The sequence below is a fragment of the Streptomyces sp. NPDC058295 genome (genome assembly GCF_042880655.1).
GTDB lineage: Bacteria > Actinomycetota > Actinomycetes > Streptomycetales > Streptomycetaceae > Streptomyces > Streptomyces coriariae.
In genome coordinates this window covers 37,785-63,113 of record NZ_JBHVYO010000029.1, presented here as the reverse complement: position 1 = coordinate 63,113, position 25,329 = coordinate 37,785, and the positions used below count along the sequence as shown (strand labels likewise).

The following is a 25,329-nucleotide window of genomic DNA, read 5'->3' as shown; positions in this document are numbered from 1 at the left end:
CGTCTCAGGCGCGCTGAATCGCAGCCTCATCTTGAGCGAGGCAATTGAAACGTTCAATTTCCAGAGACCGCGCGGGGGTTGAGCGGCATCGTGCGGGGACATGCGACAGGAGGTCGGCGGAAGCCCGCGGAGTCAGTCGCGGCGCACGTCGACGTCACCGTTGACCGTCGTCAGCGTCATCGCGGGACCCTGGCGGTCGTCGCTCGTGGGCACGCCCACCGTGGCCCGGCCGTTGTCCGTGCCGGCCGTGACCAGATACGCGGGGGCGTCGTGCGGAACGGTGACGGCGACCGAGCCGTTGGTGGTGGCGGCGGTGACACCCGACGGCGCGGTGGCGCACGCGAGGAGCACGTCACCGTTGGTGGTCGCCGCGTGCAGCCGGCCGGCGTCGAGTGCCGTCGCGCGCACCGAGCCGTTGCGGGTGGCCAGCCGTACCGGTGCGTCGGCCTTCCCGGAACGCGTCACCGTCACATCGCCGTTGACGGTCGTGACGTCCAGCGCCGCGGCGAGTCCCGCCACGTCCACGCCCGCGTTGCGGGCACCCACCGTGATACTCACGCCGTCCGGGACCTTCACGTAGGGCATTCGGGGGCACGCTCCCTCGCCCCGCTCCCGCTCACGGTCCGTACAGGACAGGTCCAGGGTCCAGGTGTCGTCGTCGTGCGACCATTCGCCCTCGGCGCGATCGTCCACGGTGACACGACGGCCGTCGGCGGGGCGCAGCACCAGCCCGTTCTCGGTGGTGATGACCAGGCGGGTCCCGGATCGCGCGAGGGCGGCCGGTCCCGCCGCGGCCGGTCCACCGGCTCCCCCGTGTTCCTGGTCGCCGCAGGACACGGCGAAGGGGAGGACCGTCAGCGCAACGGTCGCAAGCAGCACACACCTTGACGACTTCGCCTTCATGCCCGTCCGGGTGCCCCGAGTCGGCACGGTCATGACCGCGACACCAGGCACGTCTCGCAGCCGGTCGCGAGACGTCCCCGCCGCCGTCAGACCACTGCCGGGGCCACTGACTCACGGCCCCGGCAGCGGTTTCAACGGTGCGGCACTCCGCCCCTCCCGTGGGTCACGGGAACGAGGTCACCTTCGACGGCACGGTGTCCGTCCCCGAGGTCGGGGCGCCGGTGTCGTTGATGACATGGGCGTACTGGCCCTTGCCTCCCAGGGAGATGACCTGGAGGTTGTGCATCTTGACGCCCGCCTTGACCGGGACCTGGAAGCCGTGGCGCTGCACGATCGAGGGATCGGAGGTGTAGTTGCAGTAGCTGCCCAGACCCCACGCCTCGTGCACGGCCACCGTGTCGGCGACCTTGTAGGCCGCCCATCCGACGATGCCGTCGTGCGTGATGGCGGCGGCGTTGGGGGCGTCGTAGGCCTTCTCGTTCTGGAAGAAGATCGTGCGCCCCCGCTCGCCGCTCCATACGACGTCGTACTTGTTGAAGTGCTCCACGAACAGGCCGGTGGCCAGCACGTCGTCGCCGTTGACCCGCAGTCCGTAGTCGGCCCGGTTGGTCTCCCAGCCGACGCCTTCGCCATGGTCGGCACGCCAGAGCCAGGTGTGGTCGATGACGACGTCGTCGCTGTTGACCACGACGGAGTCCGTTGCCAGGCCGGGCCCCGCGCCGCCGACGCGGATGAACACGTCCTGCATGGTGGTCGGGTTGGCGGAGTGGTCCGCGGCCGCGCCGGCGGGACCGATCTGCAGCAGGGTGTCGGACCGGGTGGCACCGGCGTCGATGAGGAATCCGGCCAGCCGGACGCCGTCGACGTCCGCGACATGCAGGGCGTCGACGCCCCCGTCGGGCACGATGGTCGCCAGGCCCAGCCCGAGCACCACGGTGTCGGCTCGGGTGACGTTGATCGTCTGGTCGAGGTGGTAGACGCCGGGCGTGAACAGCAGGTTCAGGCCCTGGGCCAGTGCGGTGTTGATGGTGGCGGCCGTCGCGCCGGGTTTGACGACGTAGAACTGGCTGAGCGGGAGCGAGGTCCCGGCGTTGGCGGGCCAGGACACGCCGCGCGCGTCAGTGCGCTTGGCGGGGACGAAGACCTTGTAGTCGTTGCCGTCGAGGTACAGGAACGGCTTCTCCCGGGAGATCGGGGTGGTGTCCAGCGTGGTGTAGGGGCCGGTGTCGAAGTTGGTCGCCGGGGCGCCCTGGACGCCGGTGAACGTCATGTTCCACACGCCGTTGGTCCAGCCGCCCACGGAGCTGTCCCGGGTGTACCACTGCTGCTGGGAGTAGGGGCCGACCGTTCCGTCGATCTTGGAGTCGGCGATGTAGCCGCCGGAGGCCCAACCGTAGCCGTTGGGGGCCAGGTTGAGGCCGCCCTTGACGTGGATCCGGCGGAACGGCGCGGCCTGGGCGACGGCCCAGCGGTCGGTGCCGTTGACCGGCGTGATCGCCAGGTTCTCCGCCGAACGCCAGAAGTTCTGCGTGGCGTTGCCGTTGAACCAGCCCGCGTCCACGGTGATGTCGCCGTTGATCTGGGTGTCGTCGGGGTTCAGCCCGAGGCCGGAGATCGAGGTGTAGAAGCCGAGTTGTGCGTTGATGCCGTTGTAGGTTCCCGGCTTGAGCAGGAACTGGTAACGGCCGGAGCCGAACTGCGCGGTCTCCTGCTGGGCGAAGACCTGGTCGAATTTCTGCTGGAGGTTGGGCGTGGAGGGGTCGACGACGATCACGTTCGGGCCGAGGTCTCCACCGCCCTGGACCGGGCCTCCGGTGCCGCCGGACGTGGTGTGGACGGCGAACTCCCAGATCGAGTAGCCGTAGGCCGTCCCGCGAGCCGTTCCGAGGACGCGCACGTAGCGGCCGGTGCCGCTGACGTCGTAGGAGGCGCGGCCGCCGGTCGCGCCGGTGACGGTCTTGAGGGTGTTCCAGTTCTGACCGTCGGCGGAGGCCTGGATCTGGAAGTCCTTGCCGTACGCGGCTTCCCAGTTCAGGTCGATCCCGCAGATGTCCTGGGACGAGCCCAGGTCGACGCGCAGCCACTGCGGGTCCGAGGCCTGGCTGGACCAGCGGGTGGAGTCGTTGCCGTCGAACGCGGCGGACGCGGGGGTGCCGGCGTTCTCCGTCGAGGACGCCGAAGCGGTCTTGCCCTGCGCCGAGTCGGCGGTCGAGCAGTTCCCCGGCTGAGGGGTTCCGCCGGTGGTGCCGAACACCTGGAACTCCCAGACGGAGTAGCCCCATTGCGTCGCCCGATGGACGCCCTGCAGACGGACGTAACGGCCTTGGCCGGAGACGGCGAGCGTGTCGGTGCCGCCGTCACCGCCGGTGACCGTGCGCAGGTCGGTCCAGGTGCTGCCGTCGGACGAGGACTGGATCGTGTAGTCCTTGCCGTAGGCCGCCTCCCAGTTGACGACGACTTGGCTGATGGTGGCGCCGGTTCCGAGGTCGACCTGCAGCCACTGGTCGTCGGTGGCTGCCGAGGACCATCGGGTGCCGGTGTTGCCGTCGACCGCGTAGGGGGCGGGCGTGCCCGCGTTCTCGTTCGAGGATGCCGTCGCCGTTCTGCCCTGGGACAGGTTGGCGTCGGCGGCCACAGCCGCCGGTGGCCGGATGGTGGGCAGGGTGATCAGCGCTGCCGTGGCGGCGAGCGCGACACCCAGGGATCTGAGTCTCATGAAGGTCCCTGCGGGTGCGTCGGAAAAGGACACGAGGTCGCCTGCAGCAGCCATGGCGGTACGCCAAGGTCACTGCCGCGACGCTTAGTTCACGTCTTGATTTAACTGATGAGTTCCGACTCTCGGCAAGCCTTCGAAAGTTGAAATCTTTCCGGACCTACTTTCGTCGTATCCCTTGACTTGTTGACGACATGCCCGCAAGGCGGGGCTTGGCATGACCTTCGGGCGCCGGCCCGACCGCCCCTCCAGGTCGAGGTGTCCGTGGCGGGTGGCTCGTGGCCTCTTGGGCCCGTGGGCGAGGGCGGTCACCGACCGCGGCTGCGCGGCGGCAGAGGTTGCGCCTGCGCCTGCGGCGGTCGTCGCGGGGCGGGCGCATAGGATCACCGGCATGGCACTGCGACCTGTTCAGGTGAACATCAAGGCTGTCGACAGCTCGGCGGTCGGCCGGTTCTGGGCGGAGGCACTCGGCTGGAGTGCCTACAGCCCTGGCGTGACCACCTACGTCGGGCCCGTCGGCGGCCTCGTCTGGCCGGACCCGGTCGCCGTCTGCGTCGACGTCGTTCCCGTTCCGGAACCCAAGACGACTACAAAGAACCGTGTGCACCTCGATCTCGCCACCACCTCCGCGGCCCATCAGACGGAGTTGGTCGCGCGCCTCCGGGCTCTCGGTGCGACACCCGTCCACATCGGCCAGGGCAACGTGCCGTGGACGGTCCTCGCCGACCCGGAGGGCAACGAGTTCTGCGTACTGGAGCCGCGGGACGTCTACCGGGACACCGGCCCCATCGCGGCGGTGGTGGTCGACTGCGAGGATCCGCGGGCCATGGCCAGGTTCTGGGGTGGGGCGATGGACTGGACCCTGCACGAGGTGACCGACGAACATGCGACGTTGCGCTCCGCCAAGGGTGCCGGCCCGTATCTCGAGTTCCTCCGCGTGCCCGGCGTGAAGACGGTGCCGGACCGCGTCCATCTCGACCTGCTGCCGTACCCCGGTGACGACAAGGCAGCGGAGGTGGCCCGGCTGCGGGACCTCGGCGCCACCGACCTCGACCTCGGCCAGGGCGACGTCCCGTGGACGTGCCTGGCCGACCCGGAGGGCCACGAGTTCTGCGTCCTCGCCCCGTCCTGACGCAAGGCCTTGACGACACCCCGACGCCGGCCGCGCCCACCGTCGGCCGTCCGGAACCATGTGTCGCTCTTAACTGACGCAAAGACCCCGTCTGCGAAGGCGCCAAACAGGAGGCACCGAGACGGAGTTGGTACCTCACGATCAGCAAGAACGCGCTCGCGCCACTCCGGGCACCGGGCCGAGCCGCCGTGTCCGGGTCGGCCGCCGCTCACCCTGTGGTCGTGCACGGTTCATGCTTCGCCCTCATCCTCCTCACGCGGCACACGCGTGCCGCGCAAGGCCGCCGCAGAAGGCAGCGGCAATCGGGAGGGCATCATGGGACACGGGCACGGACACGCGCACGGCCATCACCATCACGGCCACGAGCACCACCACGACCACGAGGCCGCCCCCGCGCTGCCCGAGGCCTTCGATGCCTCCGTGCCCGACCAGGCCCTCAGCCCCGAGCAGCGGTCCCGCCGTTCACTGCTGCGCCGCGCCGGCCTGCTCGGCGCCGGGCTGGCCGCCGGAAGCGTTCTCGGCCAGACCGCAGGAGCGACTCCGGCCGCCGCCGCCCCGGCAGCCTCCGCAGGCTCCGGCCGCCGCTCCAAGGGCTTCCTCTGGCTGGCCGGCGACCACCACATCCACACCCAGTACAGCAGCGACGGCAAGTACCGCGTCGTCGACCAGGTCCGACAGGGCGCCAGGCACGGCATGGACTGGCTGGTCATCACCGACCACGGCAGCACCACGCACGCCAGGATCGGCGTCGAGAAGGTCAACCCGGACATCAAGGAGGCCCGGACCGCGCACGAGGACACCCTCGTCTTCCAGGGCCTGGAGTGGAACATCCCGGGCGCCGAACACGGCACCGTCTTCGTCCACCCGGGGCAGAACGAGGTCTCCGTCCTGAAGCAGTTCGAAACCGATTACGACGGCAGCGTCAAGAACGCCTCCGACTCGACGCCCGCCAACGAGGCCCTCGCCGTCGCGGGTCTGGCCTTCCTCGGCGAGCAGGTCCGCCGCCGGAAGGTCAAGGACGCGCTGATGCTCGCCAACCACCCGGCGCGGCGCGGTGTCGACTCCCCGCACGAGATCCGCGCCTGGCGCGACGCGACGCCCGCGAGCCACCAGATCGCCGTCGGCTTCGAGGGCGCCCCCGGCCACCAGGCCGCCGGCCTGCCCGCCCCGCTCGGCCCGGCCCGCGCTCGCGGCATCTACGACAACAGCCCGAGCGCCAACTCCTTTGCCGGTTACCCCCCGGAGAGCTACCGGACCTGGGGTGGCTTCGACTGGATGACGGCCACCGTCGGCGGCCTGTGGGACAGCCTCATCGCCGAGGGCAAGCCCTGGTGGATCACCGCCAACTCCGACTCCCACCAGGTCTACGCCGACACCGCCGTGCGTGGCCCCGGCGGCGACTTCAACACCGACGGCCGCTATCAGGACCCGGTCTACGGCGGCAAGATCGACATCTCCCAGGGCGACTACTGGCCCGGCCAGTACAGCCGTACCCACGTCGGCTCGGACGGCTTCTCGTACGCCGCCGTGATGGACGGCATCCGCGCCGGGCGCATCTGGGTCGACCACGGCCAGCTGCTCAGCGGACTCGACGTGCGGGTCTCCGGCGGCAGCCGCTGGGCCACCCTCGGCGGTGCCCTGCACGTGAAGAAGGGCACGAAGGTGACGCTGACGGTCGACGTGGCGCTCGCCGGAGGCGCCAACTGGGCTGGATTCCAACCCACGTTGGCACGCGTGGACGTCATTCAGGGCGATGTCACGGGACCTGTCTCCGACAAGGACACGTTCGCCGCGCCGACCGCGAAGGTCGTCCGCACCTACGAGGTCAACAAGTCGAGTGGGACGGTTCGGCTCACCTTCGACCTCGGACGCGTGGACCGGCCGGTGTATGTCCGGCTGCGCGGCTCGGACGGCAACCGCAGCGCCGTCGGCGCGATGGGGGCTGCCGTCGACCCGGCCGGCCCGGCGATCGACGTCGTCGGCGACGCCGACCCGTGGGCCGACCTGTGGTTCTACACCAACCCGGTGTGGGTCCTGCCGTCGTGACACCGCCCGTCCGCACGCCGTACGACCTCACGCCGTACGTCCTCACGGTGGACGCCGGTGTGCGCGATCTGCGCGGCGCCGACCACCTGCTCCGCACGTTCGCGGCCGAACTCCCCGTCAGCGACGGGGGGTTCGGCTGTACCCACCTCGTGCGGGGCGAGCGGCCGCGCGTCGCCGTCTCCCTCACGCTGGAGTCGGGCGAGGAACTGGACGACGTGCGCGCGCGTCTGGTGGCCCTGGGGTACGAGGTGGCCGAGGGTGTCCCGGACGCCGTGGGCCGCGCGGTTCTGTACCCCGGAGCGGACGTTCTGCGCGGCACGATGTCGGTCGAGGAGGTGCTGTCCCGGTCCGCGATCGACCGCGTCGCGGTGCTGGGGGCGGCCGGTCAACCTGACCCGGCCGTCAGGCTGGTGACGCGCGATCATGTGCGTCCGCTGTGGCAGAGCGGCGAGCTGGTGCTCTCCGCGATGCCCGCCGTGGGGGGCACTCTGGTCCCGTTCGAGGTGCCCGAACCGACGCCCTGCTGCGCGGACCACTGAGAGACTTGGCGAATCCGTTTGGCCATGACGGCGCGACGGAACGCCGGTCTCATCCGCGGGCGCACCGGCGCAAAAGGGCTTTCGCCTACTTGGCCTTCAGTCGTGCGGTCAGGCGGGACAGCAAGGGCAGCGCCGCGGCGAGTGTCTCTCGCTCGTCGGAGTTGAGGACGTCGTCGATCGCGGTGCCGAGCCAGTCCGCTCGGCGGCGGCGCTCCTCCGCCAGTCGCTCACTTCCCGCAGGCGTGAGGAGGAGCAGGAGTTTGCGGCCGTCACTGGGGTGAGCCTCGGCGCGGACAAGGCCCTGCCCGAGGAGCTCCTTGACCGCTTTGGCGGCTGACTGGTGGCTGACTCCCCGCTGCTGAGCGAGGTCGGCGGTGGTCAGCGGGCCGATGCGGTCCAGGTAGCCCAGGACGGCAGCCTCACCGGGGGGCATCGTGTCGGCGGTGCGCACCGTACGCACGAGCTGTCCGATGGTCAGGCGAAGATCTTCGGCCAGCTGGTTGTCGTCCATGGCGCCAGCATACTCACCCTAGCCAACCAAGCTGTACACCTTGGGTGCATTGTTTCCCGCGAGCGCGAGTCGGCTCGTTGTTTCAGCGAACGCACATATCTACAGCCAAGGTGTACAGTTTGAGTGCAGGAAATCGTTCGTACCGGAAGGACCCGCGGTGAAGCTCACCAAGCACGCTCACGCCTGCGTCACGCTGGAGAAGGACGACACTCGCCTGGTCATCGACCCCGGCGCCTTCACCCCGGACGCGGCGGAGGCCGTCGCCCAGGCTCACGCCGTACTGATCACTCACGAACACTTCGACCACTTCGACGAGAAGGTCGTCGCCGCCGCGCTGGAAGCCCAGCCTCAGCTACAGGTCTACGGCACCGCCGCCGTGGCGGCCGCCCTCGGCGGCCGGGACGGACGCGTCCACGCCGTCGCGGCGGGCGACACCCTCACCGTCGGCTCCCTCACCGCCACCGTCCACGGCCACCGGCACGCGCTGATCCACGCCGACATCCCGTGCCCCGACAACGTCGGCTACCTCTTCGACGACGGAGCCGTCTACCACCCCGGCGACGCCTACTTCGCGCCCGGCGCTCCCGTGCACACCCTTCTGCTGCCTACCAGCGGCCCCTGGACCAAGCTCGGCGAAGCCGCCGACTTCGTCCGGGCCGTGAAGCCCGAGCGCGTCATCCAGATCCACGAACTCATGCTCAGCGACCTCGGCCAGCAGTCCACCGCCAACCTCCTGGGCGAGAAGGGCCTGACCGGCACCCCGATCAACCGCCTCGAGCCCGGCACCACGGTCCAGCTGTAGTACCCGGGACTCCAGGGAGCGGGCGTGCGGTCGTCGCCTGGGACGTCGGCGGTGGAACCTGTCAGCTGCCGGCGGCGCCCCGGCTAGCGATCGACGGCTCGCATGCCTGCCTCGTCGTACCGTTCGCCCGACGCCTCGGGCAGCTCCGCGTCGATGCGGGCCAGTTCGTCCTTGGTCAGCGTGATGTCCACGGCGCCGACGTTCTGCTCCAGGTAGGTGCGGCGCTTGGTGCCGGGGATCGGCACCAGGTCCTCGCCCTGGGCGAGCACCCAGGCGATGGCCAGCTGGGCCGGGGTCACGTCCTTCTCGGCGGCGATCTCCTTCACCTTCGCCGCCAGCCGCAGGTTCGCCGCGAGGTTGGCGTCCTGGAAGCGCGGGTTCTCCCGGCGCCAGTCGTTCGCGTCCAGCTCGTCCGGCGAGGCGAACCGCCCGGCGAGGAAACCGCGGCCGAGCGGCGAGTACGGCACGAAGCCGATGCCCAGCTCACGGCAGGCGGGCAGCACCTCGGCCTCCACGTCCCGTGACCACAGCGAGTACTCGCTCTGCACCGCGGTGACCGGGTGCACGGCGTTGGCGCGCCGGATGGTCTCCGCGCTCGCCTCGCTCAGGCCGATGTACCGCACCTTGCCCTCGGCGACCAGCTCGCCCAACGCGCCGACCGTCTCCTCGATGGGGACGTTCGGGTCGACCCGGTGCTGGTAGTACAGGTCGATGTGGCCGGTCCCCAGCCGCTCCAGGGAGCCGTGGACCGAGCTGCGGACATGCTCGGCCGAGCCGTCCTGCGGGCCGACCGAGCTGATGTCGCCGGGTACGGCGTTGTCCATCCGGTAGTTGAACTTCGTCGCGATCACGTACTCATCGCGATGCCCGCGGATCGCCTCGCCGAGGAGCGACTCGTTGGTGAGCGGGCCGTACATCTGCGCGGTGTCGAGGAAGTTCACCCCGAGGTCGAGGGCGTGCCGGATGGTCGCGATCCCCTCCGCCTGATCGGTGGATCCGTAGAAGGCGGACATCCCCATGCATCCCAGGCCGATGGCCGATACCTGGAGGTCCCGCAGACTGCGCTTCTGCATGCCGTGTCCCAGCCTTTCTCTGCACACTCGTTCGTCGTTCGTCGTTCGGATCGCACGGAGCCCTCCATCCATCTAGCGACGAATTCAGCCGCCCGGCATCCCGTGAGAGGCCCCGGGCGGGACGGGCTCGTGCTCCGTGGTGTCTGCGACGCTACGACCTGGAGCGCACTCCAACGCAAGCCGACCGCTCGGGCGGATCAGCAGCCCGGGCAATTCGGCGGCGAGGGACATGGAGCGGGCGCCAGGACGGCGACCCGCGCGGCCGCGCCGCACGGTGGTCCTCGTGCGGCGCGGCCCTGGTGGCGGATCAGGTGATGCGCAGCCTGATCGTGCGGGATTCCGGGCGGAGGGCGAACTCGGGCGACACGTCCGGGCCGCACGCGCGCGACCCGAGCCCGTGCTGGGCGGCGTCGACGATCAGGTGGCTTGTCGTCGAACTCGGCAGTTCGTACGGGTGTGCCGCTCGGGCGATCTCCTGGGGGGTGTGCCGGCTGAGGGTGAAGCCGGGGCGGCGACCGCGGGTGTCGGGGAGCGCCTCGATGCGCAGCACTTCGGTCTCGGCGCTCGTCAGTGTCAACCGGCGCAGTGCGGAGCGGTGCCCGGTTTCCTGGGGACGCGCATAGTCGACCGCCAGGTCGCTGACCGTGGCGGAGAAGCGGCCCGTGCGTGCCGCACGCAGGCTGTCCGGGTAGGACTCGAGCGGGCCGAGGCCGAACCACTCGGCGCCGTCGACGGGAGCGTCACCGTCGGGCAGGTCGAAACGGATCCCGATCCTCGGCCACACCGTGTGCCAACCGCGCGACGGCTCGATCTCCACCCGCAGTTCCACCTCGTCGCCCTCCAGCGACCAGACGGACTCGACCATCACCCACGATCCCGAGTTCGCCGCGGAGACCTTGTCGACCGTGCGCAGGGCCCCGGTGGTGCGCTCCACCGACACCCGGCGCGTGGTCAGCCGGTCGAGGCCGTCGCGCCGCCACAGCTCGGCGTTGGACACCCCGGCGATGTTCGCGTCGCTCTCCGCGACGTCGCCCCACGCGCCTTCGTCGTTGTCGGTCGGTGCACGGAACAGTTCCAGCCGCGGGCCCGTCACCTCGCGGCCGCCGAGGCGCGTGAGGGTTCCGTCGACGAACTCGGCGCGGCCCAGCGTCAGCGTTCCGTCGCCGGGCTTCCAACCGGTCCGGGCGCGCACAGCCCGCACGGGACGGTGAGGTGAGCGGTCCAGCTGGGCGGTCGCGACCACGTGCCCCTCGCCTGCCCACGCGGTTCCGGCCGCCAGCACGGCCTCGACGGTGAGCCAGGTCTCGGCGTCCGGCGCCACCGGGATCCCTGGCAGCGGAACCCGGCCCGAGTCGCCCGCCCCGACGGCCGGGACGTCCAGGTACCCGGAGTCGACGGGCGTGCCGTCGTGCTCGACCCGCCAGCGGAAGCGCAGGTCGGACGTGTCGGCGGTGTGCCGCAGATTGACGATCGTCACCTTGTCGCCGTCGAAGGTGAAGCGGATCGGCTGGACGACGGCCTTGAACTCGTGAAGGCTCGGCGTCGGACGGTCGTCGCTCAGCAGCATGCCGTCCATGACGAAGTTGCCGTCGTGCACGACCTCCCCGAAGTCGCCGCCGTACGCGTAGTACGGCGTCCCGTCCGGGGTGGTGGTCGAGATCCCGTGGTCGCGCCATTCCCAGACGAAGCCGCCGTGCAGCCGCGGGAACCGGTGGACCAGCGCCTCGTACTGGTCGAACGCCCCCGGCCCGTTGCCCATCGCGTGGGCGTACTCGCACAGCAGGAACGGCTTGGTGCGCTGCCGGGCGCCCTGGGCGGGGGTGCACTGGAGCAGCGGGAAGCGGGATCCGTCGGTGCCGATCTGTTCGGTCTCCGGCACCGAGGCGTACATACGCGAGTAGACGTCGGTGTACTCGCCGGTGTAGTCACCCTCGTAGTGCACGGGGCGTTCGGCGTCGCGGGCGTGGACCCACGCCGACATGGCGGCGAGGTTGCTGCCGGTGCCCGCCTCGTTGCCGAGCGACCAGATCACGATGCTGGGGTGGTTCTTGTCGCGTTCGACGGTGCGCTCGATGCGGTCGAGGTACGCCGCGCGCCAGTTCGGGTCGTCGCTGGGATTGCCGACCCAGTCCACCTTGTCGAAGCCGTGCGTCTCGAGGTCGCATTCGAGGACGACCCAGAATCCGAGCTCGTCGGCGAGGTCGAGCAGGCGCGGGTGCGGCGGGTAGTGGCTGGTGCGGATCGCGTTCACGTTGAAGCGCTTCATGCGGGCCAGATCCTCGCGGGCATGCTCCTCGTCGAAGACACGGCCGCGCAGCGGATGGGTCTCGTGGCGGTTCACGCCGTGGAACACGACGCGACGGCCGTTGACGAGGAACCGGTCGCCGCGGATCTCGACCGTGCGGAAGCCCGCGCGCAGGGTGACGGTCTCGGTGGCGGTCGACACGGTCACGTCGTACAGGCGCGGCCGCTCGGCCGACCAGGGTTCCACGTCGGCGATGTCGAAGGGGGTGACCTCGTCCGGGTCGGACCAGCTGCGCTCGATGCCGAGTTCGGGGATGCGCAGGGTGACCGGGTAGGCCGTCGGCTCGGCGGTGATCTCCACGTCGACCCGGCCGTGCCCGTCGGCGAAGCCGGTCCGCAGCCAGACGTCCTCCAGGCCGCCGGCCGGCCGGGCGATCAGGGTGACGTCGCGGAAGATGCCCGGCAGCCACCACTGGTCCTGGTCCTCGACGTAACTGGCCGCCGACCACTGGTACACCCGTACGGCGACGACGTTGTCGCCCGGGCGGACCGCGGACGTCACGTCGAACTCGTGGGCGAGTCGGCTGCCGCCGGCGCTGCCGATCTCCGCCCCGTTCACCCAGACCCGGAAGAGCGACTCGACACCGTCGAACCGCAGCACGACACGCTCGGCGTCCGCCCAGTCGGCGGGCATGTCGAAGTGGCGGCGGTGGTCGCCGGTGGGGTTCTCGTCCGGGACGTGCGGCGGGTCGATGGGGAACGGGAACTGGACGTTCGTGTAGATCGGACGGCCGTGGGCCCCGTCGCCTTCGAGCACCCAGTGGGAGGGCACAGGCAGGTCTTCCCAGCTCTGGTCGTCGAAGTCCTCGGCCGCGAAGTCCTCCGCCACGGACGCCGTGGGTGACAGCCGGAAGCGCCAGGGCCCGTTCAGCGAGCGGGCGGGCGCGTCCGAGTGCAGCCACGAGCGCGCCCGGCGGAGCGCACCACGACCCGGTGCGGTGTCCGAAACATGGGGGGAGAACTCGGAGAGCAAGAGGTCACGACTCCTTCTGGGTGACGAACGGCATCCGGGGGCCGGCAGAGATCACCGACCGGCGGGCGGGTGGCTCGCCGTGCGGCTTCTGCCGGTTCCGTGAGCGCTCCCGTGAACGTTCACGGGAGCGCTCACGGGACTGCTTTCAGACTTCCTGCAGATGGTTCTCGACGTGTGGGGTGGGATGTTCGGAAGTCTGCGCTCGGGCGCGGAGCCATGTCAAGACATGCGAGGCGGACGGCCGCCCATGACGTCAGGCCGATCCGCTCAGGTGCAGCTCCGCGTGGACGACCAGGTCGTCGGCCTCCGAGGTGCCCAGCCCCGACAGCAGTCGTGCGAGCTGCTCGATGGCGAGTGCTCCGAGCTTTCGCGTGTCGAGGGCGACGCTGGACAGCGGGGGTTCGACGAGTGCTCCGAGCTGGAGGCCGTCGAAGCCGATCACCGCCAGATCCCGCGGGACGCTGCGGCCCAGCCTTCGTGCCTCACGGAGTGCGCCGACGGCGATGATGTCGTTGAAGGTGCAGACCGCGGTGACCTCGGGATGAGCGGCGAGCAGGGTCCGCAGCGCCTCCCCTCCCCCGTCGGCCGTCTGGTCGGCATCGGCCACCAGGCCGGCGTCGACCCCCTGCTCGCGCGCCGCCGCCGTGAACCAGTCGTGCCGGATGCTGGGCGTGGCGCGGCTCCGGTGGTCCAGCATGCCGATGCGGGTGTGCCCCTCCGCGACCAGGTGCGCGACCGCGGCACGGACGCCCTGCTCGCCGTCGATCCGGATCGAGCTGAACCGCGTGCTGCGGCCCTCCCGGCCGATGAGCACCACCGGCATGCCCCGGGTGTACGACTCCAGCTCGCTCTCGGAGCAGCTGAAGTAGCCGATGACCGCGTCCACCTGCGAGGTGATCACCTGGAGTGTGCCGAGTTCCTCGTCCGCCCGGTCCGCGGTGGCGTACACGACCACGTGCCAGCCGCGGGACCTGGCCGCCTCCAGGGCTCCGGCGGCGACCTCGGTGAAGAAGGGGTTGAGCAGATCGGGGATGACCAGCCCGATGGTCATGGTGTCCTGGCGGACCAGCCCCCGGGCGAATCGGCTCGGTCGGTAGCCGAGCGCGCGCGCCGCGTCGAGCACGCGCTGTTTGGTGTCGCTGTCGATCTCGCCCTTGTCGTTGAGCGCCCGCGACACGGTCTGTCGGGACACTCCGGCGGACCTGGCGACGTCGTTGATCGTGATCTTCCGGGGCTCGGCCCCCGGTGTCGACACCATCGCCCACCTCCTTCTTCTCTTCTCGCGAACGCCGGCGCGTGCGCAGAGCCCGAGTATGCACGGGCCGAAGGACCGAACGAAGCCGGGTCCGCTCGCGGCCCGGGTGCCGCCTCTACCGGCGTCCGGGAGGGCCCGCGCTATCAACCCGCGTCTGCCGGCGCGCCGTTACTCCCACGCACCGTCATCGGTGATCTCTTCCGCCCGTGCATCGGTCACCACCCACCCGGCGGCTGACGGCGGCCCTGGATCCGGCGCCGGATGCGTTGTTCACCACGGTCCGGGACCCCGGGCCCGCAGAGGGGGAGACTGCTCAGGGGGTCGCTCAGCACCCCGTGGTCCAACGTGGTGGTAGCCGTCTCCTGAGCGGGGCGGCGGCGCCCCTCCGGCGAGGCACACCTGCGTCACGGCGTCGGCACCTCGAAGCTGCCGACGCCGTGACGGAATACCGACCGGGCCGACCTGCCGGACCTGGCGGACTCAGCGCCGACGACACGGACACCCCTGGGCGCCGGACGGCTTCAGTCCTCGCGACCGACACCGCGATCGGCTGCGGTCATGTCGCCCGTCGCGGGCGGGCCGCCGGCGAGCCCGTAGCGCAGGTACACGGTGCCCTTCGGACCGGCTGCCGGCTGCTCCCCGGCGGGCACCCGCTGGATCGAGCCCCTCCGCCCGGCAGCCCGGCAGCCGTCGTCCACCCCAACGACGGCGGCGAGCGCGGCATGGCCAGCGCCGTCCTGAGCGCGCTGGAGCGCTAGGTCCGGTCTCTGCGAAGCTTCGGTGTCCGAGGCCGAAGGAGGGGTCATGGGGATCGAGTTGGAACTGCACTCGGGGCGGCCTCGGCGGGGGGCGTCCCGAGGGACGTTGCTGCGCGGCTCGTACCAGCACGGTGAAGCGTTGGCGGGTGCGCTGAGCGGGCTCGACCGGCACGGCTCGGGCAAGCTCGGCTGGGTGGATCCCTACGGCGACACGTTCTTCAACGAGCAGGAGGCTCAGGTCGCCCGACGGGAAGTTGCCACCCTGACACAGCGGTGCACCGACGAGCAGCAGAAGGCGGCCCTGCTTGACCTTGCCGAGCTCCTCGAAGCGTGTGCGGCGACGCCGGGCAGCTACTTGTGGTTCATGGGTGACTAGCCGTGTCCGCTCGTCGGTCTGGCAGCGGCCATCGCCGCGTCCACGTCGTCGGGGCCGCGTGCGGCACCGTCCCGACGAGGGGCGCACACACCGCCGCGGGCCATGCCGACCTTCGGCATACCGACGGTCGGCTTCTCCCCCCGTGGCCTACGCCGCTCCGGCGTTGTCCCGTTCCAGCGCCGTGCGCAGCCAGTGGTCCGCGGAGCCCGGGGTCGGCTCCGGTCTGCGGCCAGGCGGCGTGAGCACCACGGCCGTCAGCTCCCAGTACCCGTCCAGCCGCGGCCCGGCCGCGAGCCGCGTGGCCAGCAGACGACGGAACTCCCGGGTGTCCCGGCCGCCGTACGCGCTCGCATACGCCGCCACGTAGGCGTCCAGCGCCTCACCCGGCTGCGGATCCCGTGTCCGGCGCAGCTGCGGTCCCGCGAGCTCGTACGCCTCGGCGAGACCCGCGTACAGCACGGCCGCCCCACGGGCCCCGGCCACCTGGTGCACCTCCGGCTGGGGCTGCCGGCCGCCCGTGCAGGGGGCCGTCGTCATCGCGTGCAGCCGGGCGAAGGCGAGTACCTGCGCCGGGTCCGGTTCGTCGGGCGGCTGCGGAACGGCCACCTCCAGGAACGCCGCCGTCGCCCGGGCCGGCATCCGCGGCGGCAGCCAGCCACGCCAGAACCGGGCCAGGGGTGCGGTGCTCGGCGGGCTGCTCACCGCGCCGATCAGCCGCAGTCGGTCGGCCCGCTCCGCCGGCGGGCACTCCCCCACCAGCCGCAGCGCCGCCTCCCGCCAGCGCAATGTCTTCAGCTCGGTACCCAGTTCGCGCAGGCGGCCCGCGACGGCGTCCTCCAGACCACGGCCCGCCGCGCCCTCGTCCTCGATGACCCGGCGCACCCCGGGCAGCGGCAGGTCGAGGGCGCGCAGGGAACGGATCAGTCGCAGCCGCTCCAGCGCCTCGCGGCCGTACCGGCGGTGCCCGCCGCCGCTGCGGGAGGCCTCGGGCAGCAGACCCTGGTCGGAGTAGAAGCGGACGGTTTTCACGGTGACACCCGCGCGCTCGGCGAGCTCGCCGATGCTCCAGAGCACCTCGTGCGACGTGGACAGTTGAACCTCCCTCTGGGGGAGTTCCTACGGTACCGGCGCGCGGACCGGGCGAACGTCCCGGCCTGCGCATCACGGCGTACGCGACCGGCGCGACGTCATGTGACCGAGGAGAGTGCCATGACCGTGTTCATCATGGTGGCAGGTGTGTTCACCGGCACCCATGTCTGGCAGGAGACGGCCGCGCGGCTGGCCGCGGCGGGCGACGAGGTGCACGCGGTCCCGCTCACCGGAATCGACGCGGGCCGCCCCGCCGCCTCGGCCCGCGTCGATCTGGAGACGCATGTCGCGGACGTGATCGCGGCGATCGACGCGGTGTCCGGCCGGGAGATCGTGCTCGTCGGTCACGACTACGGCATCCATCCGGTGATCGGCGCCGCCGACCGGCGGTCGCAGCGCGTCGCCCGGGTCGTGTACCTGGACTGCGGGATGCCGCAGAACGGTGTCCCGGCGCTGGCCGCCGTACCGGACCAGGCACTGCGCGCGCGGCTGGCCGAGCAGGCCCGACACGCTGAGTACGAGGGTGAGTTGGCGCCGCCGTCCCGTGACGAGTGGCAGCGCTGGGGCAATACCGCCGGTGTCTCCGACGCGGCACTGGACCGGCTCACCGCCCTTGCCGCGCCGCAGCCGCTGGGTACCCTGCTTCAGCCGCTGCGGCTGACCGGAGCGGTGGCCGCGGTTCCCACCACCGGGGTGCTGTGCACGCGTAACGGCGTCAGCATCGACCTGGTGCAACGGCTCGTCGACTTCGGCGACCCCGCGCTGGCGGCTCTGACCGATCCTCAGGTCACCTTCTTCGAACTGCCCACGGGGCACTGGCCGATGTTGTCCAGCCCCGTCGGGCTCGCGGATGTCCTGCTGCGGGCCGCGGCCGGTGAGGGGCGCCGCCTGCGACCGGTCGGTGTCGCCGCACCGCCCGCCCATCTGCGCCCGTTCCCGTTGGATGTGCCCGAACTGCCCCGGGACCGCAGGGGGTCTGTCGACCTGTACGTCCCCGACGCCGATGGCCCGCGACCGGCCGTGGTCTTCGTGCACGGCGGTCCGGTGCCCGCCGGGGCCCGGCCGACCCCGCGCGACTGGCCGACCCTGGTGGGGTACGCCCGCCTGGCGGCCGCCGAGGGCATGGTCGGTGTGACCCTCGACCACCGGCTGCACGATGTCGCCGACTACGAGCGCGCCGCCGCGGACGTGACCGCCGCGGTGGAGCAGGTGCGGGCCGATCCCCGGGTGGACGCCGACCGGGTCGCCCTGTGGTTCTTCTCCGGCGCCGGCCTGCTCACCGCGGACTGGCTGACCGCGCCTCCGGCCTGGCTGCGCTGCCTGGCCGCCTCCTACCCGATCCTGGCGCCGCTGCCCAACTGGGGGCTGGCCGGCACCCGGTTCCGCCCGGACCAGGCGGTCGCGCACGCGGGCGCCCTGCCCATCGTCCTCCTCCGTGCGGGGCTGGAGACCCCCGAGATCGCCGCCTCCGTGGAGGCGTTCGTGACCGCGGCCAAGGACTGCGGGGCGCCGGTGGAACTGGTCGACGTCCCGAACGGCCACCACGGGTTCGAGACCCTCGATCCGCCCGAGGAGGTTCGCCCCGCTCTGCGCCACGCGATGCGCTCGGTGGTGACCCGCCTGACCGACTGACCGACTGCCGTCCGGCCTGCGCGCCGTGCGTACACCACAGCAGGGAGACCCGCCTACGCCGTCAGGCTATGTGCAGAGGGCAAGGGCCGGGAACCGGCTTGCTGCGGCAGGGCGAACGTCCTTCGGGTAGTGGCGGCGCAGGTTGGCGGCGGCGACTCGGTCGAGCGTGCGGTCGGACAGCATCCCGGCCAGGCGGACGCCCAGGGCGGCATCCCTGCCGATGGGGTAGCGGGTGCGCGGCCTGCGGGTCGTCACGGCCTTCGCGATGACCCGGGCCGCGGCGTCGGCGGTGAGGTCCGACGTCGTGCCCGATGCCATGAACCTGTTGTTGGCCTGGACCAGGCCGCCGTAACGCTCGTCCTGCTCCGGCGTCATCCGGGCGGCCAGACGTTTCGCCGTCGCGATCCCGCGGGAGGCCATCTCCGTGCGGACGCCGCCGGGCTCGACCAGGACCACCTGCACGCCCTGCGGCGCGCCCCCCCGGCGGAGCGAGTCGCTGACCGCCTCCAGGGCGAACTTCGCCCCGGCGTACGCGCCGTACGTGGCCATGGCGATCTTGCCGCCCGAGCTCATGTTGATCACGCGGCCCTCGCTGCACAGCAGCGCGGGCAGGAGCGCCTCGGTGACGGCGATGTGGCCGAACAGGTTGACCTCGAACACCCGCCGCCACTCCGCCATCGGCAGCGCTTCGACCGGGGCGTTCACCTGGATGCCCGCGTTGCTGACGAGTGCGTGCAGCGGCCGCGCGTCCCCGGCGATCCGCGCGGCGAGCGCCTCCATCGCCTCGGGCTTCGTGATGGCGAGGATGGCCGGCTCGATGCCGTTCGATCGGATGGCGTCGGCGTCACAGTCGCCGCGCACGCCGGCCAGGACGTGGAATCCCCGCCGGGCCAGTCCGCGGGCGGCCGCCGCGCCCATGCCCGTGGCGGCTCCGGTTACGACGAACAGTTTCTGGAGTTCGGCCGGCCGCTTGCGAGTTCCTGGCCATCGTCGCCGACCTCGTCGGGGAGCCGAACGCACGGCACTACGGCGCCCTGCTGCTCACCGGCGCCCACGGCATCGCGGACATGGAGCTCAGCGGCCACCTCGACACCGACAGCCTGAACGCCACCGCCGACGAACTCGTCGACACCCTCGTCCGCATGGTCGCCGACGCGGGCGAAAGGACAGAGCGACGCGCACACCCGGTCGACGCCCGCCACGGCACCGCCGCATCGAACACCCGGCGCACCTCGTCGGGTCCCCAGCCGTGAGCGGGACCGCGTCGGGCCGTCTGACGCCGGTGAGGCAGCCAGGCGTCAGCACGTGACGTGGAACTCGTTCCCGCCGGCGTCGAGGAACTCGCCGGGTTCCCCGTCGCGATGGGTGACCTCCAGGCGCAGTCTGTTCCGCCCCGCCTTGGGCGCCGCGGGCGGCCCCATCACCAGCGAGACCGTGCTGGTAGGCCTCCGCCGCAGCCGGACACCCCAGTGGTGGGACTCGACCTCGTGCCAGTCGGCCTGGGACTCCCACAAGGCCCGCTGCGCGCTACGGTCCTCCTCGCCGACGTCGAGGCAGAGCGCGACAAGGCCGGAGTCGGCGAGCACTCCGGGGTGACCGGGGCGCAGCACGCAGAACTCGTTGCCCTCCGGATCGGCCAGCACGTCCCACGGGACGTCCCCCTGCCCGATGTCGACCCGTGTCGCACCGAGTGCGAGCAGCCGCGCCACCTCGGCCTCCCAGTCCGGCCCCCCTGCCAGGTCGAGATGGAGTCGGTTCTTCTGCGCCGCTTTCGGCATCGCGGTCGGCACGAAGCGCAGCCGCAGGCCACCCATCCGGCCGCGCGTCGCCTCCCGCCAGAAGCCGTCCATACGCCCGACATCCAGCGCGTCGATCACGATCCCGGTCAGCATCCCGCTCCCCCAAGCCGTCGAACTCGTCGCGGCTCATTGTCCCCGCCGCTGTCGGCGTCGGAACAGCGGCTTCGTTCAACCGGGCACCGGGTCGGGGAGCGGCCGGTGGATGGGACCGGTGGCGCGGGAGAGGGGCAGGCCCGTGCCCAGGTTGGTGTCGGCGATGATCTCCGCGGTGATGGAGACAGCCGTCTCCTGCGGGGTACGGGCGCCGAGGTCGAGGCCGATCGGGGAGCGCAGTCGGGCCGGCCGTTCCTCGGACACGCCTGCCTCGCGCAGGAGGCGCAGGCGTTCGTGGTGGGTGCGCCGGGATCCCATCGCGCCGATGTAGGCCACGGGCAGCTCGAAGGCGAGGCTCCGCAGGGGGATGTCGAATTTGGCGTCGTGGGTGAGCACGCACACGGCGGTTCGGGTGTCCACCTCCGTGTGCTGCAGGTAGCGGTGGGGCCAGTCGACGACGACCTCGTCCGCATGCGGGAAACGCGCTGCCGCGGCGAAGACCGCACGGGCGTCGCAGACGGTGACCCGGTAGCCACCGAGCTGGCAGCACGCGACCGCAGCCTGATCACCGTCGCCGCCCTCATCGCCGACCAGCTCCCCTTTCACCTCGGACGGGCGACCATGAGGGGACGAGACGAGGAGGTGAGAGCGTGAGTCGGATCCTGGTGACCGGTTCCGCGGACGGCCTGGGACGGCGCGCGGCCGATTCGCTGCTGTCCGCGGGACACGACGTGGTGGTGCACGCCCGCAACCGGCAGCGCGCGGCCGGCCTCGACGCGCTGGTCGACCGTGGCGCGCACCTCGTGGTCGGCGACTTCGCGGAGCGTGACGCCGTACGGCACATCGCCACGGAACTGAACGACGCGGGACCGCTCGACGCGGTCATCCACAATGCCGGCGTCTGGAGCGGACCGGCGGTCATGCCGGTCAACATCATCGCGCCGTACCTGCTCACGGCCCTGCTCCGCGGGCCCGGCCGACTGGTGTACCTGAGCAGCGGCTCGCATTTCGGTGGCCGCCCCTCGCTCGCCGGAGTCGACTGGCGGGGCAGGAGCGCGGGCTCGTACTCCGACAGCAAGCTGTTCGTCACCACGCTCGCCGCCGCGGTGGCTCGTCTGCGTCCAGAGGTACCGAGCAACGCGGTCGATCCGGGCTGGGTGCCGACGAAGATGGGCGGACCGGGCGCACCGGACGATCTGGAGCTGGGTCATCGGACGCAGGAGTGGCTCGCCTCCAGCGACGAACCGCAGGCCCTGACCACCGGCGGGTACTGGTACCACCGTGAGCGCCTCGAACCGCATCGCGCCGTCCACGACGAGGCATTCCAGGACCGACTCCTGCGGGCGTTGGCCGAGGAGACGGGCACCACGCTCTGAGCCGGCCCGTGAGCTGATCGACGTTCGTGCCAGGAGGCCAGGATGCCAGGAGGCTGGGCTGCGTCCGCTCGTACACGGTCTTCGGGTCGCGAACCGCCGAAGCACGCCCGCCGGCCGGTCGCGCACCGTGTCCCACAGGCGGACGGTCCGGTCGGCGCCGGCCGACGCGAGCGTCCGGCCGTCCGGGGCGTACGCCAGCGCGTCGACCTGCCCCACATGACCGGTGAAGGACGCGACGCGGCGCCCCCGGTCCGTGTCCCACACCTGGACCGTGCCGTCCCTCGCCGCGACGGCCAGGGTGCGGCCCCGGGGATCGAAGGCCACAGCCCGGGCGCCCACGGTGCCGGCCGGCAGCACCACCTTCGTACGCGTGCTCGGTCTCTCGGCATCAGACTGGCCGCAGGGTCCCGGGAGGTCGACGGGTTTCCTGTTTCCCGTCCTCACGGCAAGCCGGGAAACCGGCCGCGAGCAGCAAGGTCGCAGGAGAGCGGGCAACCCCTGACGGATGACCGCCCGGGCGGCCGTGCGGTGGTCCCGGCTGCGACACGGACTGCACCACGTTCGTCCCGGCGGGTGACCCGCGTGTGACCGACGATTCCGACACAGCGGTCGCCGTCGACAACCGTCGCAGGCGGAAATTGAATCCGAGTCGATTACAGCTCGCAGGAGCAAGCCCGATCCGGACTGATGAAATGGAGAACTGCGTAAGCGGATTACGACTGACGCCCCGGACCATAGGGGTGCCGGGGCGGGGTGGTGCCGGGTTCCTTGCCGAACCGTGCCCGACACCGGTGGGCGGTGATCTGCGTCAGCGGTTGTCCTGTACCGCCATTTCCCCGAGCAGGGACCAATCGTTCTGCGGGACGGTCACGTTCACGATCCTGGGGGTCTCGGCGAGATACGGCGGCAATTCGGCGCAGGCCGCGACGAAGTGCTCAGAGGAGACGTGGGCCGAGCCGGCCTCGTCGTCGCGGAACGCCTCGATCAGCACGTACTCGGCAGGATCGTCGACGCTGCGCGACCAGTCGAACCACAGACACCCGGGCTCGTCGCGCGTCGCCAGGGTGAAGCCTCGGGTGATGTCGGGCCAGTCGTCAGCGTGCTGGGGAAGGACACGGAACCGGGCGGTGATGAAGATCATGAGCTTTCCTGGTGTGTCGTGGACGGCCCTCGGGGGTGGCGACCCCCCTTGCCGGGCGGTCGGCGGCCTCGTCAAGCACTGACGATGCCACGTCCGTGCACCCGGCCCTCGCCGACGAGCCGGTGTGCGCACGACGCTCGACGGCGGCGGACTGCGCGTCGGCGCAGGCGTCGCCTTCCCGGCGCGAAGCCGGGGTACCGCCGAGCGTCGGCGGCCTGCTCGTCCGAGGGCTCGGGCGCAACCCAGCGGTGCCGAGCGAGCCTCACGCCTTGTGCTGCATGGCCCGTCGTGCGGGGTTGCCCTGTTCGGCGGCCTTGGGATCCTTCTCGTCGGCCTTGGCTCGTACACCGTCCGCGATGCGCTTGCCGATGGACTCGTCGATGTTCGACCAGTACTCGAAGGCACGCTGGAGAACAGGCTCGGTGACACCGTTGAGGAGATGTCCCACGACGTTGTCGACCAGGCGGTCGCGGGCTGCGTCGTCGAGGACCTCGCGCACCATGGTGCCGGGCTGGCCCCAGTCGTCGTCCTCCGGATGCGAGACATAGGCGCTACGGGTGATCTCGCCGTCCGCCTCCCAGCTCGGCGGGCTGCCGTAGCGGGCGGTATCGGCCTCTGGACCGCCCTTGGAGTTCGGCGCGTAGACCGGATCGGTCGTCTTGCGGTAGGCCATCGCCCCGTCCTTCGAGTACGTGTGGACGTCGACGACGGGTGCGTTCACGGGAAGCTGCTGGTAGTTGGCACCGATGCGGTAGCGGTGCGCGTCCGCGTACGAGAACAGCCGGGCCAGGAGCATCCGGTCCGGGCTCGGTCCGATGCCGGGGACCAGGTTGTTGGGCTGGAAGGCCGCCTGCTCGATCTCGGCGTGGTTGTCGGTGGGATTGCGGTCGAGCGTCATACGGCCGACCGGGATGAGCGGATAGTCGCCGTGCGGCCAGACCTTGGTGAGATCGAAGGGGTTGAATCGATAGCCCGCCGCGTCCCCGTACGGCATCACCTGCACGTGCAGGGTCCAGCTGGGGAAGTCACCGTCCCGGATGTGCTCGAACAGATCACGCGTGTGGTAGTCCGTGTCCACCGCGGCCATCTGATCGGCCTCGTGCTGGGTGAAGCACTCGACACCCTGATCGGTCTTGAAGTGGTACTTCACCCAGAACCGCTCACCCGCGGCGTTGATCCACATATAGGTGTGCGAGGTGTAGCCGTTCATGTGGCGCCAGGTCCGCGGGATACCGCGGTCGCCCATCAGCCAGGTGACCTGGTGGGCGGACTCCGGGGAAAGGGTCCAGAAGTCCCACTGCATGTCGTGGTCGCGCAGGTTGTTGTCGGCGCGGCGCTTCTGCGAGCGGATGAAGTGCTGGAACTTCATCGGGTCCTTCACGAAGAACACCGGCGTGTTGTTGCCGACCATGTCGTAGTTGCCTTCGCTGGTGTAGAACTTCACCGCGAAGCCGCGCGGGTCACGCCAGGTGTCCGGGCTGCCGCGCTCGCCGGCCACGGTCGAGAAGCGGGTGACCAGTTCGGTACGGGTACCCGGCTGGAACACGGCCGCCCTGGTGTAGGCGCTGACGTCGTGCGTCACCTCGAAACGGCCGAAGGCCCCGCTTCCCTTGGCGTGTGGCTGGCGCTCGGGGATCCGCTCCCGGTTGAACTGCGCCATCTGCTCGATCAGATAGGCGTCCTGCAACAGGATCGGTCCCCCGGGCCCCACGGTGAGCGAGTGTTCGTCACTCTCCGCCGGGGCGCCCGAGTCGGTCGTGGTGGCGGGTCGGATCTCCGTCATACGTCTGCCTTTCGTCTCTCGGCTGCGACGAGCGGGCCGGTCCGGCCCTGACGCCCGGACGTCCGCCCAGCGCAGTGGCCGGGGCACTCCCCGCCCCGGCTCGGGCCGCACGGACACGCTCGAGTCGTCCTCAGCGGATCCTGGTGGCGACTCTCCGCTCTCCGTGAGCCGCGTGACCCGCAGCGGCCGCGGTAAACGCCCCGCCGCGAGGAGAGCGGCCGGGACGCTGTTCCCGGCCGATCGCATCCGGCCGACCCACTTGCCCGGGCCAGAGCCGTCGGCGCGCGGTCCGGCCCGCCCACCCGCCTGCCCGTCTGCCTGTCCGCAGGGAGTGCCCGGAGAGTGAAGGGATCACTACCAGATCAGACACCAGTAGTGGCCGTACGTACCGATACCGATACGGCCGACCTGCGGCACCAGCTGCGGGTCGGGTTCGCCCAGGGCCGACATCGAGCACGCCGGGTCGCCCACCGTCCCCGAGATGGCCATGCGCTGAGCAGCGGCCTGAGCCACAGAAGACGTGTACCAATGCGTCGCCGCCGCCGGGCTGCTTTCGGCCGTCGGTGACTGGGTGGGTACCGGGGTCGAAGACGGTGTGGACACGCTCGGCACCGAAGCCGACGCGGCCACCGTCGGCGCGGACGGTACGGACACCGTCGGTGTGGGGGCTGGGGTCGGCGTCGGCGTCGGCGTTGTCTTTGGTCGCGGCTGTGGCGTCGAAGTGCGCGATGGCCGTGGTGACCGTGCAGGCTCCTCGGACCGTACCGGCGGCGATGTCGTCATCGGCACGGCAGAAGGGTGCGAGGGGGAAGGGGTGCGGCCGGCTGTCCCCTGGGCGCTGGGGCGCGTGGGGTGCCCGGCCGTCGCCGTGGAGGGAGCGGTCCGGGTAGCCGTGGGGCTCGGACGCGCCGTACTGGAGGTTTCCGGCTCGGCCGTCAGGGACGGCAGCGGGTCGAGCGTGGGCAAGGACAGGGCGCTCGAAACCGACGGCGCGGGCCGAGGGGTACCGCCGTCCGACGCCGTCAGCGCCC

20 protein-coding genes and 2 pseudogenes are annotated in these 25,329 nt (G+C 71.2%); 8 read left to right on the top strand and 14 right to left on the bottom strand.

The window, feature by feature from the left end:
- Nucleotides 1–132: 132 nt before the first annotated feature.
- A complete protein-coding gene (locus ACFVYS_RS28065; RefSeq protein WP_389506464.1) occupies nucleotides 133–903 on the bottom strand; it encodes a DUF4097 family beta strand repeat-containing protein in 771 nt (256 codons plus the stop codon).
- Between the two features lie 163 nt (nucleotides 904–1,066).
- Nucleotides 1,067–3,619: a discoidin domain-containing protein gene (locus ACFVYS_RS28060; protein WP_389506395.1), complete on the bottom strand. Its 2,553-nt coding sequence runs from the start codon at nucleotides 3,617–3,619 to the stop codon at nucleotides 1,067–1,069.
- Nucleotides 3,620–4,007: 388 nt separating this feature from the next.
- Here ACFVYS_RS28060 and ACFVYS_RS28055 point away from each other — a divergent pair, with 388 nt between their 5' ends.
- From ACFVYS_RS28055 to ACFVYS_RS28045, 3 genes are all read left to right on the top strand, one after another.
- Nucleotides 4,008–4,748, top strand: a complete 741-nt coding sequence (locus ACFVYS_RS28055; protein ID WP_389506393.1) for a VOC family protein — start codon at nucleotides 4,008–4,010, stop codon at nucleotides 4,746–4,748.
- Between the two features lie 315 nt (nucleotides 4,749–5,063).
- Entirely contained in the window at nucleotides 5,064–6,794 is a 1,731-nt protein-coding gene (locus tag ACFVYS_RS28050) for a PHP domain-containing protein (RefSeq protein WP_389506391.1), read from the top strand.
- The gene (locus ACFVYS_RS28045; RefSeq protein ID WP_389506390.1) at nucleotides 6,791–7,333 is read left to right on the top strand and encodes a hypothetical protein; all 543 of its coding nucleotides are present in this window, start codon (nucleotides 6,791–6,793) and stop codon (nucleotides 7,331–7,333) included. Before ACFVYS_RS28050 ends, ACFVYS_RS28045 begins: the two co-directional genes overlap by 4 nt.
- Before the next feature lie 85 nt (nucleotides 7,334–7,418).
- Here the strand turns inward: ACFVYS_RS28045 and ACFVYS_RS28040 are convergent, their stop codons facing one another.
- Complete coding sequence (locus ACFVYS_RS28040; protein WP_389506388.1) at nucleotides 7,419–7,844, bottom strand: MarR family winged helix-turn-helix transcriptional regulator; 426 nt, start codon at nucleotides 7,842–7,844, stop codon at nucleotides 7,419–7,421.
- 157 nt (nucleotides 7,845–8,001) lie between these two features.
- Between ACFVYS_RS28040 and ACFVYS_RS28035 the strand changes: the two genes are divergently transcribed.
- Nucleotides 8,002–8,646 (top strand): MBL fold metallo-hydrolase, encoded by a 645-nt coding sequence (locus ACFVYS_RS28035; RefSeq protein ID WP_389506386.1) that lies wholly within the window; start codon nucleotides 8,002–8,004, stop codon nucleotides 8,644–8,646.
- Between the two features lie 83 nt (nucleotides 8,647–8,729).
- Here the strand turns inward: ACFVYS_RS28035 and ACFVYS_RS28030 are convergent, their stop codons facing one another.
- From ACFVYS_RS28030 to ACFVYS_RS28020, 3 genes are all read right to left on the bottom strand, one after another.
- Entirely contained in the window at nucleotides 8,730–9,719 is a 990-nt protein-coding gene (locus ACFVYS_RS28030; RefSeq protein ID WP_389506384.1) for an aldo/keto reductase, read from the bottom strand.
- A gap of 307 nt (nucleotides 9,720–10,026) precedes the next feature.
- Nucleotides 10,027–12,996 carry a glycoside hydrolase family 2 TIM barrel-domain containing protein gene (locus ACFVYS_RS28025; RefSeq protein WP_389506382.1) on the bottom strand — a complete coding sequence of 990 codons (2,970 nt, stop codon included), beginning with the start codon at nucleotides 12,994–12,996 and terminating at the stop codon, nucleotides 10,027–10,029.
- A gap of 253 nt (nucleotides 12,997–13,249) precedes the next feature.
- Nucleotides 13,250–14,254, bottom strand: a complete 1,005-nt coding sequence (locus tag ACFVYS_RS28020; RefSeq protein WP_389506380.1) for a LacI family DNA-binding transcriptional regulator — start codon at nucleotides 14,252–14,254, stop codon at nucleotides 13,250–13,252.
- Between the two features lie 801 nt (nucleotides 14,255–15,055).
- Between ACFVYS_RS28020 and ACFVYS_RS28015 the strand changes: the two genes are divergently transcribed.
- The gene (locus tag ACFVYS_RS28015; RefSeq protein ID WP_389506378.1) at nucleotides 15,056–15,385 is read left to right on the top strand and encodes a hypothetical protein; all 330 of its coding nucleotides are present in this window, start codon (nucleotides 15,056–15,058) and stop codon (nucleotides 15,383–15,385) included.
- Nucleotides 15,386–15,532: 147 nt separating this feature from the next.
- Here the strand turns inward: ACFVYS_RS28015 and ACFVYS_RS28010 are convergent, their stop codons facing one another.
- Nucleotides 15,533–16,477 carry a MerR family transcriptional regulator gene (locus ACFVYS_RS28010; protein ID WP_389506462.1) on the bottom strand — a complete coding sequence of 315 codons (945 nt, stop codon included), beginning with the start codon at nucleotides 16,475–16,477 and terminating at the stop codon, nucleotides 15,533–15,535.
- 117 nt (nucleotides 16,478–16,594) lie between these two features.
- Here ACFVYS_RS28010 and ACFVYS_RS28005 point away from each other — a divergent pair, with 117 nt between their 5' ends.
- Complete coding sequence (locus ACFVYS_RS28005) at nucleotides 16,595–18,106, top strand: alpha/beta hydrolase (RefSeq protein WP_389506376.1); 1,512 nt, start codon at nucleotides 16,595–16,597, stop codon at nucleotides 18,104–18,106.
- A 66-nt stretch (nucleotides 18,107–18,172) separates the two neighbouring features.
- On the opposite strand, the gene ACFVYS_RS28000 is transcribed toward ACFVYS_RS28005, so the two are convergent.
- On the bottom strand, nucleotides 18,173–19,126 hold the full coding sequence (locus tag ACFVYS_RS28000; protein WP_389506374.1) for an SDR family NAD(P)-dependent oxidoreductase: 954 nt from the start codon (nucleotides 19,124–19,126) through the stop codon (nucleotides 18,173–18,175).
- A gap of 47 nt (nucleotides 19,127–19,173) precedes the next feature.
- On the opposite strand from ACFVYS_RS28000, the gene ACFVYS_RS27995 reads away from it, so the two are divergent.
- On the top strand, nucleotides 19,174–19,359 hold the full coding sequence (locus ACFVYS_RS27995) for a hypothetical protein (protein ID WP_389506372.1): 186 nt from the start codon (nucleotides 19,174–19,176) through the stop codon (nucleotides 19,357–19,359).
- A gap of 45 nt (nucleotides 19,360–19,404) precedes the next feature.
- On the opposite strand, the gene ACFVYS_RS27990 is transcribed toward ACFVYS_RS27995, so the two are convergent.
- A complete protein-coding gene (locus ACFVYS_RS27990) occupies nucleotides 19,405–19,998 on the bottom strand; it encodes a VOC family protein (RefSeq protein WP_389506370.1) in 594 nt (197 codons plus the stop codon).
- 75 nt (nucleotides 19,999–20,073) lie between these two features.
- A pseudogene (locus ACFVYS_RS27985) lies at nucleotides 20,074–20,556 on the bottom strand (XdhC family protein); the annotation flags it as partial.
- Nucleotides 20,557–20,648: 92 nt separating this feature from the next.
- Between ACFVYS_RS27985 and ACFVYS_RS27980 the strand changes: the two are divergent.
- The gene (locus ACFVYS_RS27980) at nucleotides 20,649–21,374 is read left to right on the top strand and encodes an SDR family NAD(P)-dependent oxidoreductase (protein ID WP_389506368.1); all 726 of its coding nucleotides are present in this window, start codon (nucleotides 20,649–20,651) and stop codon (nucleotides 21,372–21,374) included.
- Between the two features lie 141 nt (nucleotides 21,375–21,515).
- Here ACFVYS_RS27980 and ACFVYS_RS27975 read toward each other — a convergent pair.
- The 4 genes and pseudogenes from ACFVYS_RS27975 to ACFVYS_RS27960 all read right to left on the bottom strand — a co-directional run.
- Nucleotides 21,516–21,698 (bottom strand): annotated as a pseudogene (locus ACFVYS_RS27975) (WD40 repeat domain-containing protein); the annotation flags it as partial.
- Between the two features lie 484 nt (nucleotides 21,699–22,182).
- A complete protein-coding gene (locus ACFVYS_RS27970; RefSeq protein WP_389506366.1) occupies nucleotides 22,183–22,515 on the bottom strand; it encodes a putative quinol monooxygenase in 333 nt (110 codons plus the stop codon).
- Between the two features lie 262 nt (nucleotides 22,516–22,777).
- Nucleotides 22,778–24,298, bottom strand: coding sequence for a catalase (locus tag ACFVYS_RS27965; RefSeq protein ID WP_389506364.1), 1,521 nt, complete (start codon nucleotides 24,296–24,298; stop codon nucleotides 22,778–22,780).
- 354 nt (nucleotides 24,299–24,652) lie between these two features.
- A complete protein-coding gene (locus tag ACFVYS_RS27960) occupies nucleotides 24,653–24,787 on the bottom strand; it encodes a hypothetical protein (RefSeq protein WP_389506362.1) in 135 nt (44 codons plus the stop codon).
- Nucleotides 24,788–25,329: the final 542 nt, after the last annotated feature.

Excerpts from the sequence above, each read along its gene's own strand:
- ACFVYS_RS28065 (WP_389506464.1), bottom strand. The coding sequence starts at position 903 with ATGAAGGCGAAGTCGTCAAGGTGTGTGCTGCTTGCGACCGTTGCGCTG.
- ACFVYS_RS28060 (WP_389506395.1), bottom strand. The coding sequence starts at position 3,619 with ATGAGACTCAGATCCCTGGGTGTCGCGCTCGCCGCCACGGCAGCGCTG.
- ACFVYS_RS28055 (WP_389506393.1), top strand. The coding sequence starts at position 4,008 with ATGGCACTGCGACCTGTTCAGGTGAACATCAAGGCTGTCGACAGCTCG.
- ACFVYS_RS28050 (WP_389506391.1), top strand. The coding sequence starts at position 5,064 with ATGGGACACGGGCACGGACACGCGCACGGCCATCACCATCACGGCCAC.
- ACFVYS_RS28040 (WP_389506388.1), bottom strand. The coding sequence starts at position 7,844 with ATGGACGACAACCAGCTGGCCGAAGATCTTCGCCTGACCATCGGACAG.
- ACFVYS_RS28030 (WP_389506384.1), bottom strand. The coding sequence starts at position 9,719 with ATGCAGAAGCGCAGTCTGCGGGACCTCCAGGTATCGGCCATCGGCCTG.
- ACFVYS_RS28020 (WP_389506380.1), bottom strand. The coding sequence starts at position 14,254 with ATGGTGTCGACACCGGGGGCCGAGCCCCGGAAGATCACGATCAACGAC.
- ACFVYS_RS28015 (WP_389506378.1), top strand. The coding sequence starts at position 15,056 with ATGGGGATCGAGTTGGAACTGCACTCGGGGCGGCCTCGGCGGGGGGCG.
- ACFVYS_RS28005 (WP_389506376.1), top strand. The coding sequence starts at position 16,595 with ATGACCGTGTTCATCATGGTGGCAGGTGTGTTCACCGGCACCCATGTC.
- ACFVYS_RS27995 (WP_389506372.1), top strand. The coding sequence starts at position 19,174 with ATGGAGCTCAGCGGCCACCTCGACACCGACAGCCTGAACGCCACCGCC.
- ACFVYS_RS27990 (WP_389506370.1), bottom strand. The coding sequence starts at position 19,998 with ATGCTGACCGGGATCGTGATCGACGCGCTGGATGTCGGGCGTATGGAC.
- ACFVYS_RS27970 (WP_389506366.1), bottom strand. The coding sequence starts at position 22,515 with ATGATCTTCATCACCGCCCGGTTCCGTGTCCTTCCCCAGCACGCTGAC.
- ACFVYS_RS27965 (WP_389506364.1), bottom strand. The coding sequence starts at position 24,298 with ATGACGGAGATCCGACCCGCCACCACGACCGACTCGGGCGCCCCGGCG.
- ACFVYS_RS27960 (WP_389506362.1), bottom strand. The coding sequence starts at position 24,787 with ATGGCCATCTCGGGGACGGTGGGCGACCCGGCGTGCTCGATGTCGGCC.